Origin of the sequence: Streptomyces sp. NEAU-sy36 (assembly GCF_013423905.1) — a bacterium.
Taxonomy (GTDB): domain Bacteria; phylum Actinomycetota; class Actinomycetes; order Streptomycetales; family Streptomycetaceae; genus Streptomyces; species Streptomyces misionensis.
The window spans coordinates 5,800,330-5,813,085 of the sequence record NZ_CP058977.1 but is presented as its reverse complement, the minus strand read 5'-3'; the positions used below and the strand labels follow the sequence as shown (position 1 = coordinate 5,813,085).

The following is a 12,756-nucleotide window of genomic DNA, read 5'->3' as shown; positions in this document are numbered from 1 at the left end:
AGAAGCGCATGAACGTTTCGGACAACTACCGTGACAACTGGGAGAGTTACTGGAGTGAGACCTCCGACGCTCCCGGAGAGGCGATCTGGGACTCGGACCCCTCGCTGACCGCCGAGCCGCACAGCGCGCTGCTCCTGCCGCACGCGGACCCGGCGCGCACCATAGTCGACCTGGGCTGCGGCAACGGTACGCAGACCCGTTATCTCGCCACCCGGTTCGCCCGTGCCGTGGGCGTCGATCTGTCGCACGCCGCCGTGGCACACGCCCGGCGCGCCGCGGGGGACGCGCCCGTGGAGTTCGAGCAGCTCGACCTGACCGACAGCGACGCGGTCAAGGCCCTGCACGACCGGCTCGGCGACACCAACGTCTACATGCGGGCCGTCATCCACCAGAGCGAGCCCGCCGCGCGTCCCGCGGTCGCCGCCGCCGTCGCCACGCTCATCGGCAGTGAGGGCCGCGCCTTCGTCGTCGAGCTGACCTCGGCCTCGCGCGAGGTCCTGGGCCGCGCCGCGGCCGAGCCCTCCGGCCCGCCGCCCAAGCTCCAGCGGGTCTTCCACCACCGGCTCAAGCCGGCCGACGCCGACGACGCCGAGATCCCGCGGCTGCTCGCCGAGGCGGGCATGACCGTCCTCGCGGAGGGCGACACCGTCCTCCCGCAGACCGAACACCTCACCGACGGCACCCGGATCGACCTGCCGGCCCGCTGGTTCGTGCTCGCGGGCAGCTAGGGTCTTTCGTTTGGATCAGGCCGGATCAGGGAGCGGGGTGCGGGGTGCGGGGCCGGCGACGGTGCCGAGGCGTACGTCGCCCGCCCGCGCCCTCCTGTCGGGCGAGGCCGGCCACCGCGGCGAGGTCGCGGCGGTGGCCGGTCGGTCGGGGCCGGTTCAGCCGGCGGTGCAGGACACCGTCGGAGCGCCGTTGCCGCCCGAGTAGCCGGCGTTGAACCCGAAGGAGGTGCCGGCGCCGGCGGCCAGCGAGCCGTTGTTGCTCGCGTTCGTCACGGTGACCGTGTTGCCGGACTGGGTGTAGCTGCCGTTCCAGAGGCTGGTGACCGTCTGGTTGCCGGGGAACGTCAGCTTGACGGTCCAGCCGTTGATGCTGGAGGAGCCGGTGTTCTTGACCGCCACCGAGCCGGTGAAGCCGGAGCCCCAGTCGGAGGAGTTGGTGAAGGTCGCGGAGCAGGCGCTGCCGCTGCCGCCGCCGCTGGGAGGCGGGGTGGTGCCGCCGCCACCGCCGCTGCTGCCGCCGCTGGTGACGGTGATGTTGGAGCTGCCGCTGCTCTGGTAGCCCTCGGTGGCCAGGATCTCGTAGTTCGGGGTGCCGAGGTTGAGGCCGAGGTTCTTCCAGGCGTTGAAGATGTTCGAGACGGTGATGGTGCCGCCGGTGCGCTTGGCCTGGCGGACCGCCCAGTACTGGTCGAACGTCGCGGTGCCCTCGATGGACGGCGCGTTGACGCGGGTCGTCTTGTACAGGTCGTACGTGCTGCCGTCACTGCTGACCGAGCCCAGCTTGGTGGCGCCCGAACTGGGGTTGTAGTTGCCGTAGTTGTCGACGATGTACCACTCGATCAGCGGGTTGGTGGTCCAGCCGTACAGCGACAGGTAGCAGTTGCCGTTGCAGTTCCACGTGCCCGAGTACGAGACGGTGTTGCTGTTGCCCGGGTTCCAGCCGGTGCCGGCGACGACGTTCTGCGCGGCCGAGTTCCAGGTCAGGCTGTAGTTGCTGCCCGACCCCAGGGTCATCGTGGCCCCGCTGGACTGCTCCCAGAACGAGTAGAAGTAGCCGTTGTTGGTACCGGTGCTGTTCGAGGTGATGGTCGTGTCGGCCTGCGCGGCGCCGGGCAGCGCGAAGGCGAGCACGGCCGCCGCCGCGGCGGCGACGAGCCCTCGGACGACAGCCACGAGGCCGCGTCTGCGGCGCATCCCGTGGATCAGCGTACTCATGGGGGTGTTTCCTCCCTGTGCGGGTGTGGAGGGCCTGCTGTGCGTCAGGTCCCCGGGCCGTCACCGCCTGAGCAGTGACAGGGTCATGACACGTACGGCCGCCGGGCGCTGTGCCGGGAACCGGACCGGCGTGCGGCCCGGACCGCCGACGGCGGGCACCGGCGATGCCGAACAGTCTGGACGGCGGCCGGTGGGTGTCAACAGTTTCGGTAGAAGTTTCGAAATCTTTCTGTTCGGTGATTTCACCGGCAAAATCGAACCTGCTGGTCAGAGTGCCGTTTCGGTGTGGCGATCACGTGATCTCCCGAGACCGGTCGAAGTTTTAGGCATTTGAACGACTGCTGAGTACATGTGCCATCGAAAATTTCGAAAAGGGGCACGGTCCGCGCCGCGCGGGAGGCGATCGGCTCCGACCTTCCTCCGGCTCGTAGGAACTTTCCCCTCCGGCGCGTAACGTGGCGCAGCATGAAGATCCTCATCAGTGCCGACATGGAGGGGGCCACGGGCGTGACCTGGCCGGCCGATGTGCTGCCGGGGACGCCGCAGTGGGAGCGGTGCCGGACGATGTTCACCTCGGACGTGAACGCCGCCGTCGAGGGCTTCTTCGACGGCGGCGCCGACCAGGTGCTCGTCAACGAGGCCCATTGGACCATGCGCAACCTGCTGCTCGAACGGCTCGACGAGCGGGTCGAGATGCTCACCGGACGGCACAAGGCGCTGTCCATGGTGGAGGGCGTCCAGCACGGCGATGTCGACGGCATCGCCTTCGTCGGCTACCACGCCGGCGCCGGCATGGAGGGCGTCCTCGCCCACACCTTCCTCGCCAACCAGATCACCGGCGTCTGGGTCAACGACGTCCGTGCCAGCGAGGGCCTGCTCAACGCGCATGTCGTCGCCGAGTACGGCGTCCCCGTCGTCCTCGTCACCGGCGACGACGTGGCCTGCGAGGACGCGCTCGGCTATGCGCCCGAGGCGCTGAAGGTCGCGGTCAAGGACCATGTGTCACGGTACGCGGCCGTCTGCCGCACCCCGGCCCGCACCGCCGCCGACATCCGCGCCGCCGCCAAGGAGGCCGCGCGGCTCGCCGTGCGCCACGAGCCTGTCGAGGCCGGGCCGTTCACCATCGCCGTGGAGTTCGACGCCGAGCACCTGGCGATGGCCGCGACCGTCGTGCCGGGCGTCGCGCGCGCCGGTGAACGCAAGGTGGTCTACACCAGCGCCACCATGTACGAGGGCATCCGCACGTTCAAGGCGGTCACCACGATCGCCTCCGCCGCCGTGGAGGAGCAGTATGGCTGACCCGCAGGCCCTCGACGAGGTCGTGGAGTTCACCTCCGGGCTGATCCGGATCGACACCACCAACCGGGGCGGCGGGGACTGCCGGGAGCGGCCCGCCGCCGAGTACGCGGCCGAGCGGCTGGCCGGCGCCGGCCTGGAACCGCGACTCCTGGAACGCACCCCGGGCCGCACCAACGTGGTCGCCCGGATCGCGGGCACCGACCCGTCCGCCGACGCCCTGCTGGTCCACGGTCACCTCGACGTGGTCCCCGCCGAGGCCGCCGACTGGAGCGTGCACCCGTTCTCCGGAGAGGTCCGGGACGGGGTCGTGTGGGGGCGGGGCGCCGTCGACATGAAGAACATGGACGCGATGATCCTCGCCGTCGTCCGTTCCTGGGCCCGCCAGGGCGTACGGCCCCGCCGGGACCTCGTCATCGCGTTCACCGCCGACGAGGAGGCCAGTGCCGAGGACGGCTCCGGGTTCCTCGCCGACGCCCACCCGGAACTGTTCGAGGGCTGTACCGAGGGCATCAGCGAGTCCGGGGCCTTCACCTTCCACGACGGCGCCGGGCGGCAGATCTACCCGATCGCGGCGGGGGAGCGCGGCACCGGCTGGCTCAAGCTGACCGCCCGCGGGCGCGCCGGACACGGCTCCAAGGTCAACAAGGAGAACGCGGTGACCCGGCTGGCCGCCGCCGTCACCCGCATCGGCGAGCACCAGTGGCCGCTGCGGCTCACCCCGACGGTGCGCGCGGCCCTCACCGAACTGGCCGCCCTCTACGGCATCGAGCCCGACTTCCGCGACGTCGACCGGCTGCTGGAGAAGCTGGGCCCGGCGGCCAAGCTGGTCGAGGCGACCGTCCGCAACAGTGCCAACCCGACGATGCTGGACGCCGGTTACAAGCTGAACGTCATCCCCGGCGAGGCCGTCGCCCACGTGGACGGACGCTATCTGCCGGGCGGCGAGGAGGAGTTCACCGCCACCCTCGACCGGCTCACCGGCCCGGACGTCGCCTGGGAGTTCGCCCACCACGAGGTCGCCCTCGAAGCCCCGGTGGACGCGCGGCTGTTCGGCCTGATGCGGGACGCGGTACGGGAGTTCGCGCCCGAGGGGCATGTCGTGCCGTACTGCATGTCCGGCGGCACCGACGCCAAGCAGTTCTCCCGGCTCGGCATCACCGGTTACGGCTTCGCGCCGCTGAAACTGCCCGAAGGCTTCGACTACCAGGCGCTGTTCCACGGCGTGGACGAACGCGTGCCCGTCGAGGCGCTGCACTTCGGCGTCAGTGTCCTGGACCGCTTCCTGCGCACGGCCTGACGAAATGGGGGAGGACATGATGAAGACGCCGTACGGCACCTGGCCGTCGCCCATCGACGCCGCGCTCGCCGCCGCCCATGACGGCCGGCCCGACTGGGTGGGAATCGTCGGCGAGGAGACCTGGTGGACCGAGCCCCGCCCCGGCGAGGGCGGCCGGCGCGCCCTGATACGGCGCCGCGCGGACGGCCGCGAGGAGTCACTGCTGCCGCCGCCGTGGAACGTGCGCACCCGCGTCATCGAGTACGGCGGCCGGCCCTGGACCGCCGTCGCCGGGGAGGGCACGCCCCTGGTGGTGTTCACCCACTTCGCCGACCAGCGACTCTACCGGTACGAGCCCGGCGGCACCCCCCGCCCGCTCACCCCCCTCTCGCCGGTCGGCGGGGGACTGCGCTGGGCCGAGCCGCACATCGACCTCGCGCGCGGCGAAGTGTGGTGCGTGCTGGAGGAGTTCACCGGCGAGGAGCCCGGCGACGTCCGACGTGTCCTGGCCGCCGTACCGCTGGACGGCTCGGCCGCCGAGGACCGCGCCGCGGTGCGCGAACTCACCGGCGACGGCCACCGGTTCGTCACCGGGCCCCGGCTGTCGCCGGACGGCCGGCACGCCGCCTGGCTCGCCTGGGACCACCCGCGGATGCCGTGGGAGGGCACCGAGCTGCGGGTGGCGGAGGTCGGCGAGGACGGCACCCTGCGCGAGGCGCGTACCGTCGCGGGCGGCCCGGACGAGGCCATCGCGCAGGTGGAATGGTCCACGGACGGCAGGATCCTGTACACGAGCGACCGCAGCGGCTGGTGGAACCTCTACCGCGACGGCAACCCCCTCTGCCCCCGCGAGGAGGAGTTCGGCGGCCCGCTGTGGCAGCTGGGCCTGCGCTGGTTCGCGCCGCTCGACAACGGGCTGATCGCGGTCGTCCACGGCAAGGGGTCGACCGTACTCGGCATCCTGGATCCCGAATCCGGCGAGATCGTCGACGCCGCCGGGCCCTGGACAGAGTTCGCCGGCACCCTCGCCGCGCACGGCAGCCGGATCGTCGCCGTCGGCGCCAGCCCGCGTACCGCGTACGAGGTGGTCGAGCTGGACACCACCACCGGCCGGGCCCGCGCCCTCGGCGCGCGGCACCGCGACCCCGTGGACCCCGCCTACTACCCCGAGCCGCAGATCCGCGTCTTCACCGGCCCCGACGGCCGCGAGGTGCACGCGCACGTCTACCCGCCGCACCACCCCGGGCACGCCGCGCCCGACGGCGAGCTGCCGCCCTACGTGATCTGGGCGCACGGCGGGCCCACCAGCAGGGTGCCGCTCGTCCTCGACCTGGAGATCGCCTACTTCACCTCCCGCGGCATCGGCGTCGCCGAGGTCAACTACGGCGGCTCCACCGGGTACGGGCGCGCCTACCGCGAGCGGCTGCGCGAGCAGTGGGGCGTGGTCGACGTCGAGGACTGCGCGGCCGTCGCCCGCGCCCTCGCCGAGGAGGGCACCGCCGACCCCGCCCGGCTCGCGATCCGCGGCGGCAGCGCCGGCGGCTGGACCACCGCGGCCTCGCTGGCCACCACCGACGTCTACGCCTGCGGCACCGTCATCTACCCGGTCCTGGACCTGACCGCCTGGGCCTCCGGTGGCACCCACGACTTCGAGTCGCGCTACCTGGAGTACCTGATCGGCTCGTTCACCGAGGTGCCCACCCGCTACACCGAGCGCTCCCCGGTCACCCACGCCGACCGGCTCACCGCGCCCTTCCTGCTGCTCCAAGGGCTGGACGACGTGATCTGCCCGCCCGCCCAGTGCGAGGAACTCCTCGCCCGCGTCCAGGGCCAGGGCGTCCCGCACGCCTACCTCACCTTCGAGGGGGAGGGCCACGGATTCCGCCGGTCCGACACCATGATCCGCGCCCTGGAAGCCGAACTGTCCCTGTACGCCCAGGTGTTCAAGCTGGACGTACCCGACGTACCCCGACTGGAGCTGCACACGTGAGAGCGCTCGTGCGACCACCGCGACTCGCCCCCGGCGCCAGGGTGGCCGTCGTCGCGTCCAGCGGACCGGTGCCCGAGGAACGCCTCCAGGCGGGGCTGGACGTGCTGCGCGGCTGGGACCTCGACCCGGTCGTCATGCCCCATGTCCTGGACCGTCACGCAACGCTGGGTTACCTCGCGGGCAGCGACGCCGACCGGGCCGCGGACCTGCAACGCGCCTGGTGCGACCCGTCCGTCGCCGCGGTGCTGTGCGCCCGCGGCGGCTACGGCGCCCAGCGCATGGCCGACCTGGTCGACTGGGACGCGATGGCGGCGGCCGGGCCGAAGGTGTTCGTCGGCTTCAGCGACGTCACCCATCTCCACCAGGCGTTCGCCACCCGGCTCGGCCTGGTCACCCTGTACGGGCCGGTCGCCGCCGGGATCGACTTCGTCAAGAACGCCCGGACGCAGGAACACCTGAAGGCCACCCTCTTCGCGCCGGAGACGGTACGGACGATCGCCACGGCCGGAGCGGCGCTGGTGCCCGGCCGGGCCCGCGGGGTGACCCTCGGCGGCTATCTCGGCGGGCTCGCCGCCGACCTCGGCACCCCGTTCGCCCACGGCGGCGCGCGCGGCGGACTGCTCATGATCGAGGACGTGACCGAGGCGCCGTACCGCATCGACCGGTTGGTCACCCAGCTGCTGCGCTCCGGCTGGCTCGACGGCGTCGCCGGGATCGGGCTCGGGTCCTGGGAGAGCTGCGGCCCGTACGAGGAGGTACGCGCGGTCCTCGCCGACCGGCTCGGCGGACTCGGGGTGCCGGTCGTCGAGGAGATGGGGTTCGGGCACTGCGAGGGCGCGCTCACGCTGCCCCTCGGCGTCCCGGCCGAACTGGACGCGGACACCGCGACCTTGACCCTGGAGGAACCCGCGCTCAGCTGACCCGGACACCCGCGCGGGGCCGTGCGCGCGAGAAGGCGCGGACGCGTCGTAGGCTGGCCGGATGCCGCACACCTCGTCCCGCTATCTCGCCGAAGGCCCCCGCGTGGGCATCCGTCACTTCACCCTCGGGGACGGCCCCGAGTTCACCGCCCGCGCCCGCGAGAGCAAGGACCTGCACCGTCCGTGGCTGTTCCCGCCGGACGGCGAGGAGGCGTACGCGCAGTACGCCGGCCGGCTGATCGAGGACCCGTCGAAGGCCGGGTTCCTGGTGTGCGAGAAGGACGGCGGGGACATCGCCGGGTTCATCAACATCAACAACATCGTGCGGGGCGGCTTCCAGTGCGGCGCCCTCGGCTACGGCGCGTTCGCGCACGCCGCCGGGCGCGGCCTGATGCGCGAGGGCCTGGCCCTGGTGATCGGCCACGCGTTCGGTCCGCTCGGGCTGCACCGGCTGGAGATCAACGCCCAGCCGGGCAACACCGCCTCCCTCGCCCTCGCCCGGGGCGCCGGGTTCCGGCTGGAGGGCTTCTCCCCGAAGATGATCTACATCGACGGGGACTGGCGGGACCACGAACGCTGGGCGCTCACCGCCGAGATGCCCACCACCGGCCGCCCCGCGCCGACCACGCCCTTTGCGCAATCCTGACCGTCAGCTCCCCTGGCCGAGTCACCGAACGCCGGGTTCCATGGCCCTCGTGACGAGGATCCGACGTGCGGTACTGACCCTGCCCGCGGCCGAGCCGGGCCCCGACAACCCGCTGCCCCCGTTGCGCCCCCTCGACGAGGTCCACCGCGTCGACGGCCGCGAACCGAGCGGGATGCCCCGGGACATGGCGCACCAGCTCGGCCACGCCCCACTGCGCGACCTGCTCCCGGTCCGCGTGCGCGACGGCTACGGCAGAACCCGCGAACCCCGCCGCCTGGACGCCCTGGTGATCGAGAACGACCGGCTGCGCGCCACCGTCCTGCCCGGCCTCGGCGGCCGCGTCGCCTCCCTGCTCCACCTGCCCACCGGACGCGAACTCCTCTACCGCAACCCGGTGTTCCAGCCCGCGAACTTCGCCCTCAACGGCGCCTGGTTCTCCGGCGGCATCGAATGGAACATCGGAGCCACCGGCCACACCACCCTGTCCTGCGCCCCCCTGCACGCCGCTCCCGTGCCCGCCCCGGACGGCGGGCGGATGCTGCGCCTGTGGGAGTGGGAGCGGCTGCGCGACCTGCCCTTCCAGGTCGACCTGTGGCTGCCGGACGGCTCCGACTTCCTGTACGTCGGCGTCCGGGTCCGCAACCCGCACGACCGCCCGGTGCCCACCTACTGGTGGTCCAACACCGCCGTGCCCGAGGAGGTACGGATCCTCGTCCCGGCCGACGAGGCATGGCACTTCGGTCACGAGCGCCGACTGCGCCGGGTGCCCGTGCCGTCGTACGAGGGCGCCGACCGCAGCCGCCCCCTCGCCGGGCGCCACGCCGCCGACTACTTCTACGAGGTACCCGACGGCCGGCGCCGCTGGATCGCCGCCGTCGGCGCGGACGGGCACGGGCTGGTGCAGACCTCCACCGACGCGCTGCGCGGCCGCAAGCTGTTCGTCTGGGGCAGCGGGCCCGGCGGGCGCCGCTGGCAGCGGTGGCTTACCGAACCAGGCACCGGCGGCTACTGCGAGATCCAGGCCGGCCTCGCCCGCACCCAGCTGGAACACGTCCCGCTGGACGCCGGGAGCGAGGTGTCCTGGCTGGAGGCGTACGGCCCGCTGGACGCCCCGGCCGAGGGGGAGTGGGACGAGGCCGTCCGGGGTGCGGCGCAGCGGCTGGAGACGGCCCTGCCCCGGGCCCGCGTCGAGGCGGCGTACGCGGCCTGGCGGGCGCACGCCGACGCCGAACCCGGCGAACTCCTGGCCACCGGCTCCGGCTGGGGCGCACTCGAAGTGCTGTGCGGGAACCGGAAGTTGCCCGGCACCCCCTTCCCCGAGTCCACCCTCGGCGAGGCCCAGGAGCCCTGGCGGGACCTGCTGCGCACCGGCGCGCTGCCCGCGCCGCGCCGGGCGGAGCCGCCCGGCGAGACCCTCGTCGCCCCGCACTGGCGGGACCTGCTGGAGTCCGCGCCCGCCGCCCCGCACACCGAGTACCACCTCGGCGTCGCCCAGTGGCACGCGGGCGACCGCGCCCAGGCCGTCCGCAGCTGGGAACGGGCCCTGCCCGGCGCCGTCGCCCGCTGGCCGCTGCTGCGCTGCCTGGCCGTCGCCGACCAGGAGGACGGCCACCACGAACGGGCCGCCGACCGGTACGCCGCCGCCTTCGACGACCTGTGCGACCACCTGCGCCGCGAACTCCCGGGCGCGGGCGTCCCGGACGCCGACGGCGAGACCTGGACCGCCGCCCGGGCGGCGCTCGGCCGCGAGAGCCTCCAGGCGCTGCTCGCCGCCCGGCGGACGGCGGACGCCCGCGCCGTCTGGGAGCGCCTGCCGCCCGTCGTCCGCCGGCGCGGACGCTTCCGGCTGCTGGAGGCCGAACTGCTGCTCGCCGAGGGGCGCGGGGCCGAGGCCCGGGCCGTCTTCGACGCGGACTTCGAGATCGCGGACCTCAGGGAGGGCGAGGACGTGCTCGGCCGGGTGTGGGCCGAGCTCACCGACGAACCCCTGCCCGGCCACTACGACTTCAGGATGGGTCCGGACCCGGCCTGAGGTCAGCCGCGCTGGTCCACGTACTCGAAGATCGAGCCGTCGGGGTGCATCGCCAGCAGATTGCGGCCCGCCGGCGTCGGCACCGGCTCCACCAGGATCCTGGCGCCGAGACCGGTGAGCACCTGGTGGGCCTCGCCCACGTCCTTGACGGCGATGGTCGCCTTCACCTTGCGCAGGATCTCCAGCTCCGCCTCGGGACCGCTCATCAACAGGAAGGAGCCGATCGCGGCGACCTGGACCCCACCGCGTTCGAAACGCTGTGCCGTGCCGCCGGCCAGACGCTCGTAGAAGGGGATCGCGGTCTCGATGTCGGCCACGCAGATGCGCAGCGAGGCGCCCATAATCTCCATGCGGCCGAGCCTAGTTGGGACCGCCGCCGGCGCGCAGGTCCCCTGGAGTTACCCGCCGTGCGCTCAGGGTACTCGCGTGGCATGAACCGTTCACAGCCTTTGGATCATCTGGAACATCTCGACAGGGAGCTGGTCGAGGAGCTGGCTCAGGTGGCGCGCGTGACGGTGCGCGAGGAACTGCGCGAGCAGACCCGCAAGCAGCGCCGCACCGCGACGCTCTACGCCGCCTCGGGCGCCACCGCGCTGTACGCGGGCGGCGCCGTGGCCCTCGCCGTCGGCCTGGCCCTGGCCATCGGCCTGCCCGGCTGGGCGGCCGCGCTGATCACCGCGGCGCTGCTGGCCGCGGCAGCCTGCGCGCTGCGCGCCGCCGCCCGTTCCCACCGGGGTCCGCACGCGCCGCACCGCGTGGTCGGCGGCACCCCGCCGGTCAGCCCGCCGGGCGGCCTCGGCCTCCCGTATCCGCCGATGCCGCACGATCCGCCCCGCACCCCGGCCGACATGGCCGCGGAGGAAGACGTCCCGCGCGGCCACTGACGGCGCGGGGCGTCAGCCCTCGGCCAGCCTCGGCAGCACCTTCGTCCGGTAGAAGTCGAAGAAGCCGCGCTGGTCCGGGCCGATCTGGTTGACGTACACCCGGTCGAAACCGGCGTCGGCGAAGGCCCGCAGCGCCGTGACGTGGTCGTCGGGGTCGTCGCCGCAGACGACGTTCTCCCGGACCATGTCCTCGGTGACCAGCTCGTGCAGCTGCTCGAAGTGGCGCGGGGAGGGCAGCACCTGGCCCATCTCGCCGGGCAGCAGCTCGTTGTACCAGAGCCGGTGCACGGTGCGGACGCACTCGTCGCGGTCGGCGCCGTAACAGACCTTCGTGCCGCCGCTGACGAGCCCGGCCCCGCCGCCGCCCTTGCGGTAGGCGGTGACCATCTCGTCCTTCGGCATCATCGTGATGTAGCCGTCGCCCACCCGGGAGGCGAGCGAGATCGCCTTGGGGCCGAACCCGGAGATGTCGATGGGCACGGGCTCGTCCGGGACGGTGTAGAGGCGGGCGTTCTCCACGGTGTAGTGCGTGCCGTGGTGGTTGACCTCCTCGCCGGTGAACAGCCGGCGCATCACCTGCACCGCCTCCTCCAGCATCTCCAGGCGGACGTGCACCGGGGGCCAGCGGTCGCCGAGGATGTGCTCGTTGAGCGCCTCGCCGGTGCCCAGGCCCAGCCGGAAGCGGCCGCCGGTCATCACCGCGCTGGTCGCGGCGGCGTGCGCGGTCACCGCCGGGTGCATCCGCACGGTCGGGCAGGTCACCGCCGTCTCGATCGGCAGCGAAACCGCCTGTGACAGGGCCCCGATCACCGACCAGACGAAGGGGCTCTGGCCCTGCGCGTCGTTCCACGGGTGGTAGTGGTCGGAGATCCACAGTGCCCGGAACCCGGCCTGCTCGGCCATCCGGGCCTGCTCGACGAGAGCCGCCGGCCCGTGCTCCTCGCTCGCCAGGAAATAACCGTATTCGGGCATGGACGCACCTCCGCGTGCGGGAACCGGGTGTGACTGGCTCGCCCCCGGGTAACCGGACGCACCGCCGCGAAACGCCCGCCGGGACCGGCCCCGCGCACGGGCGGGCCACGCGAGCGTTTCGTTGCGATGCCCCCGGATACGCGGAACACCTCGGACGAGCCGCACCGCCGGAGGCACAACCGTGAGTCGACCGCGCGTGGTGATCGTCGGGGCCGGTCTCGGCGGGTACCGGGCCGGGATCACCCCGCCGAACCCCGCCGACCACTTCCCGTACCCGCCCCTGCCGCCCCAGGTCGCCGCCGGGATCGTGGAGGCCCGCAGGGTCGCCGTCCCGCTGCCCGGTCGGCCCGAGGTGGTCGTGAGCGGGGCCGCGGCCGCCGTTCCCGGCGTGGGGGAGCCCGGCGCGCTCATTGCAACGACCGCCCGGCACGCCTGGCGGCGGGGCCGGCTCGCCGGACGGGACGCGCCCGGCCTCGGTCGGCGCCGCCGCCCGTACCGCCACCGGGAGCCGGGCTTCGCCGTCGATCCCGGCGGCGCCCGGACCGCCGCCTGCCCGGTCGGGCGTCCCGCTGTCCGGACCGGTGGCCGGCGCGGGCGCCCGCGCCCGCCACCTGCTCGCCTTGCCGGGCGACCGCCTGCGGTGGCCGCCGACCGGCCGCCGGGCACCGTACTGCCCCGCCAGGGCGGGCGGTTCGGGCCCGTCCGGTCCCGGGCCGCCCCGCCGAACCGGGCCTCGCCGCGACCGCCGCGCGAGCCGCCCGGCGCCCCGGCCCGGTGAACCCGGGCCCGCCCGC

General features: G+C 73.5%; 12 protein-coding genes. 9 read left to right on the top strand and 3 right to left on the bottom strand.

What is annotated here, in order from left to right; all coding sequences use genetic code 11:
* Positions 1–8: 8 nt before the first annotated feature.
* Positions 9–728, top strand: a complete 720-nt coding sequence (locus HZZ00_RS25440; RefSeq protein ID WP_180328634.1) for a methyltransferase domain-containing protein — start codon at positions 9–11, stop codon at positions 726–728.
* A gap of 156 nt (positions 729–884) precedes the next feature.
* Here the strand turns inward: HZZ00_RS25440 and HZZ00_RS25435 are convergent, their stop codons facing one another.
* Positions 885–1,943 (bottom strand): glycoside hydrolase family 11 protein, encoded by a 1,059-nt coding sequence (locus tag HZZ00_RS25435; RefSeq protein WP_180328633.1) that lies wholly within the window; start codon positions 1,941–1,943, stop codon positions 885–887.
* Positions 1,944–2,408: 465 nt separating this feature from the next.
* Here HZZ00_RS25435 and HZZ00_RS25430 point away from each other — a divergent pair, with 465 nt between their 5' ends.
* From HZZ00_RS25430 to HZZ00_RS25405, 6 genes are all read left to right on the top strand, one after another.
* Entirely contained in the window at positions 2,409–3,242 is an 834-nt protein-coding gene (locus HZZ00_RS25430) for a M55 family metallopeptidase (RefSeq protein WP_180328632.1), read from the top strand.
* Entirely contained in the window at positions 3,235–4,539 is a 1,305-nt protein-coding gene (locus HZZ00_RS25425; protein WP_180328631.1) for a M20/M25/M40 family metallo-hydrolase, read from the top strand. Before HZZ00_RS25430 ends, HZZ00_RS25425 begins: the two co-directional genes overlap by 8 nt.
* A 16-nt stretch (positions 4,540–4,555) precedes the next feature.
* Positions 4,556–6,508 (top strand): prolyl oligopeptidase family serine peptidase, encoded by a 1,953-nt coding sequence (locus HZZ00_RS25420; RefSeq protein WP_374028483.1) that lies wholly within the window; start codon positions 4,556–4,558, stop codon positions 6,506–6,508.
* On the top strand, positions 6,505–7,428 hold the full coding sequence (locus HZZ00_RS25415) for an LD-carboxypeptidase (RefSeq protein ID WP_180328629.1): 924 nt from the start codon (positions 6,505–6,507) through the stop codon (positions 7,426–7,428). The genes HZZ00_RS25420 and HZZ00_RS25415 overlap by 4 nt, the downstream gene beginning before the upstream one ends.
* A 61-nt stretch (positions 7,429–7,489) precedes the next feature.
* Positions 7,490–8,074: a GNAT family N-acetyltransferase gene (locus tag HZZ00_RS25410; RefSeq protein ID WP_180328628.1), complete on the top strand. Its 585-nt coding sequence runs from the start codon at positions 7,490–7,492 to the stop codon at positions 8,072–8,074.
* Between the two features lie 40 nt (positions 8,075–8,114).
* Positions 8,115–10,106, top strand: a complete 1,992-nt coding sequence (locus HZZ00_RS25405; RefSeq protein WP_180328627.1) for a DUF5107 domain-containing protein — start codon at positions 8,115–8,117, stop codon at positions 10,104–10,106.
* Between the two features lie 2 nt (positions 10,107–10,108).
* Here HZZ00_RS25405 and HZZ00_RS25400 read toward each other — a convergent pair whose 3' ends face one another.
* Positions 10,109–10,456: a VOC family protein gene (locus HZZ00_RS25400; protein ID WP_070023535.1), complete on the bottom strand. Its 348-nt coding sequence runs from the start codon at positions 10,454–10,456 to the stop codon at positions 10,109–10,111.
* Positions 10,457–10,537: 81 nt separating this feature from the next.
* On the opposite strand from HZZ00_RS25400, the gene HZZ00_RS25395 reads away from it, so the two are divergent.
* Positions 10,538–10,990, top strand: coding sequence for a phage holin family protein (locus HZZ00_RS25395; RefSeq protein WP_180328626.1), 453 nt, complete (start codon positions 10,538–10,540; stop codon positions 10,988–10,990).
* Between the two features lie 12 nt (positions 10,991–11,002).
* Here the strand turns inward: HZZ00_RS25395 and HZZ00_RS25390 are convergent, their stop codons facing one another.
* The gene (locus HZZ00_RS25390; protein WP_180328625.1) at positions 11,003–11,962 is read right to left on the bottom strand and encodes an LLM class F420-dependent oxidoreductase; all 960 of its coding nucleotides are present in this window, start codon (positions 11,960–11,962) and stop codon (positions 11,003–11,005) included.
* Positions 11,963–12,143: 181 nt separating this feature from the next.
* Here HZZ00_RS25390 and HZZ00_RS25385 point away from each other — a divergent pair, with 181 nt between their 5' ends.
* Complete coding sequence (locus HZZ00_RS25385) at positions 12,144–12,740, top strand: hypothetical protein (RefSeq protein WP_180328624.1); 597 nt, start codon at positions 12,144–12,146, stop codon at positions 12,738–12,740.
* The last annotated feature ends 16 nt before the right edge of the window (positions 12,741–12,756 follow it).

Coding starts and splice junctions, on each gene's coding strand:
- HZZ00_RS25435 (WP_180328633.1), bottom strand. CDS start 1,943: ATGAGTACGCTGATCCACGGGATGCGCCGCAGACGCGGCCTCGTGGCT.
- HZZ00_RS25410 (WP_180328628.1), top strand. CDS start 7,490: ATGCCGCACACCTCGTCCCGCTATCTCGCCGAAGGCCCCCGCGTGGGC.
- HZZ00_RS25425 (WP_180328631.1), top strand. CDS start 3,235: ATGGCTGACCCGCAGGCCCTCGACGAGGTCGTGGAGTTCACCTCCGGG.
- HZZ00_RS25395 (WP_180328626.1), top strand. CDS start 10,538: ATGAACCGTTCACAGCCTTTGGATCATCTGGAACATCTCGACAGGGAG.
- HZZ00_RS25420 (WP_374028483.1), top strand. CDS start 4,556: ATGATGAAGACGCCGTACGGCACCTGGCCGTCGCCCATCGACGCCGCG.
- HZZ00_RS25400 (WP_070023535.1), bottom strand. CDS start 10,456: ATGGAGATTATGGGCGCCTCGCTGCGCATCTGCGTGGCCGACATCGAG.
- HZZ00_RS25390 (WP_180328625.1), bottom strand. CDS start 11,962: ATGCCCGAATACGGTTATTTCCTGGCGAGCGAGGAGCACGGGCCGGCG.
- HZZ00_RS25440 (WP_180328634.1), top strand. CDS start 9: ATGAACGTTTCGGACAACTACCGTGACAACTGGGAGAGTTACTGGAGT.
- HZZ00_RS25405 (WP_180328627.1), top strand. CDS start 8,115: ATGGCCCTCGTGACGAGGATCCGACGTGCGGTACTGACCCTGCCCGCG.
- HZZ00_RS25430 (WP_180328632.1), top strand. CDS start 2,409: ATGAAGATCCTCATCAGTGCCGACATGGAGGGGGCCACGGGCGTGACC.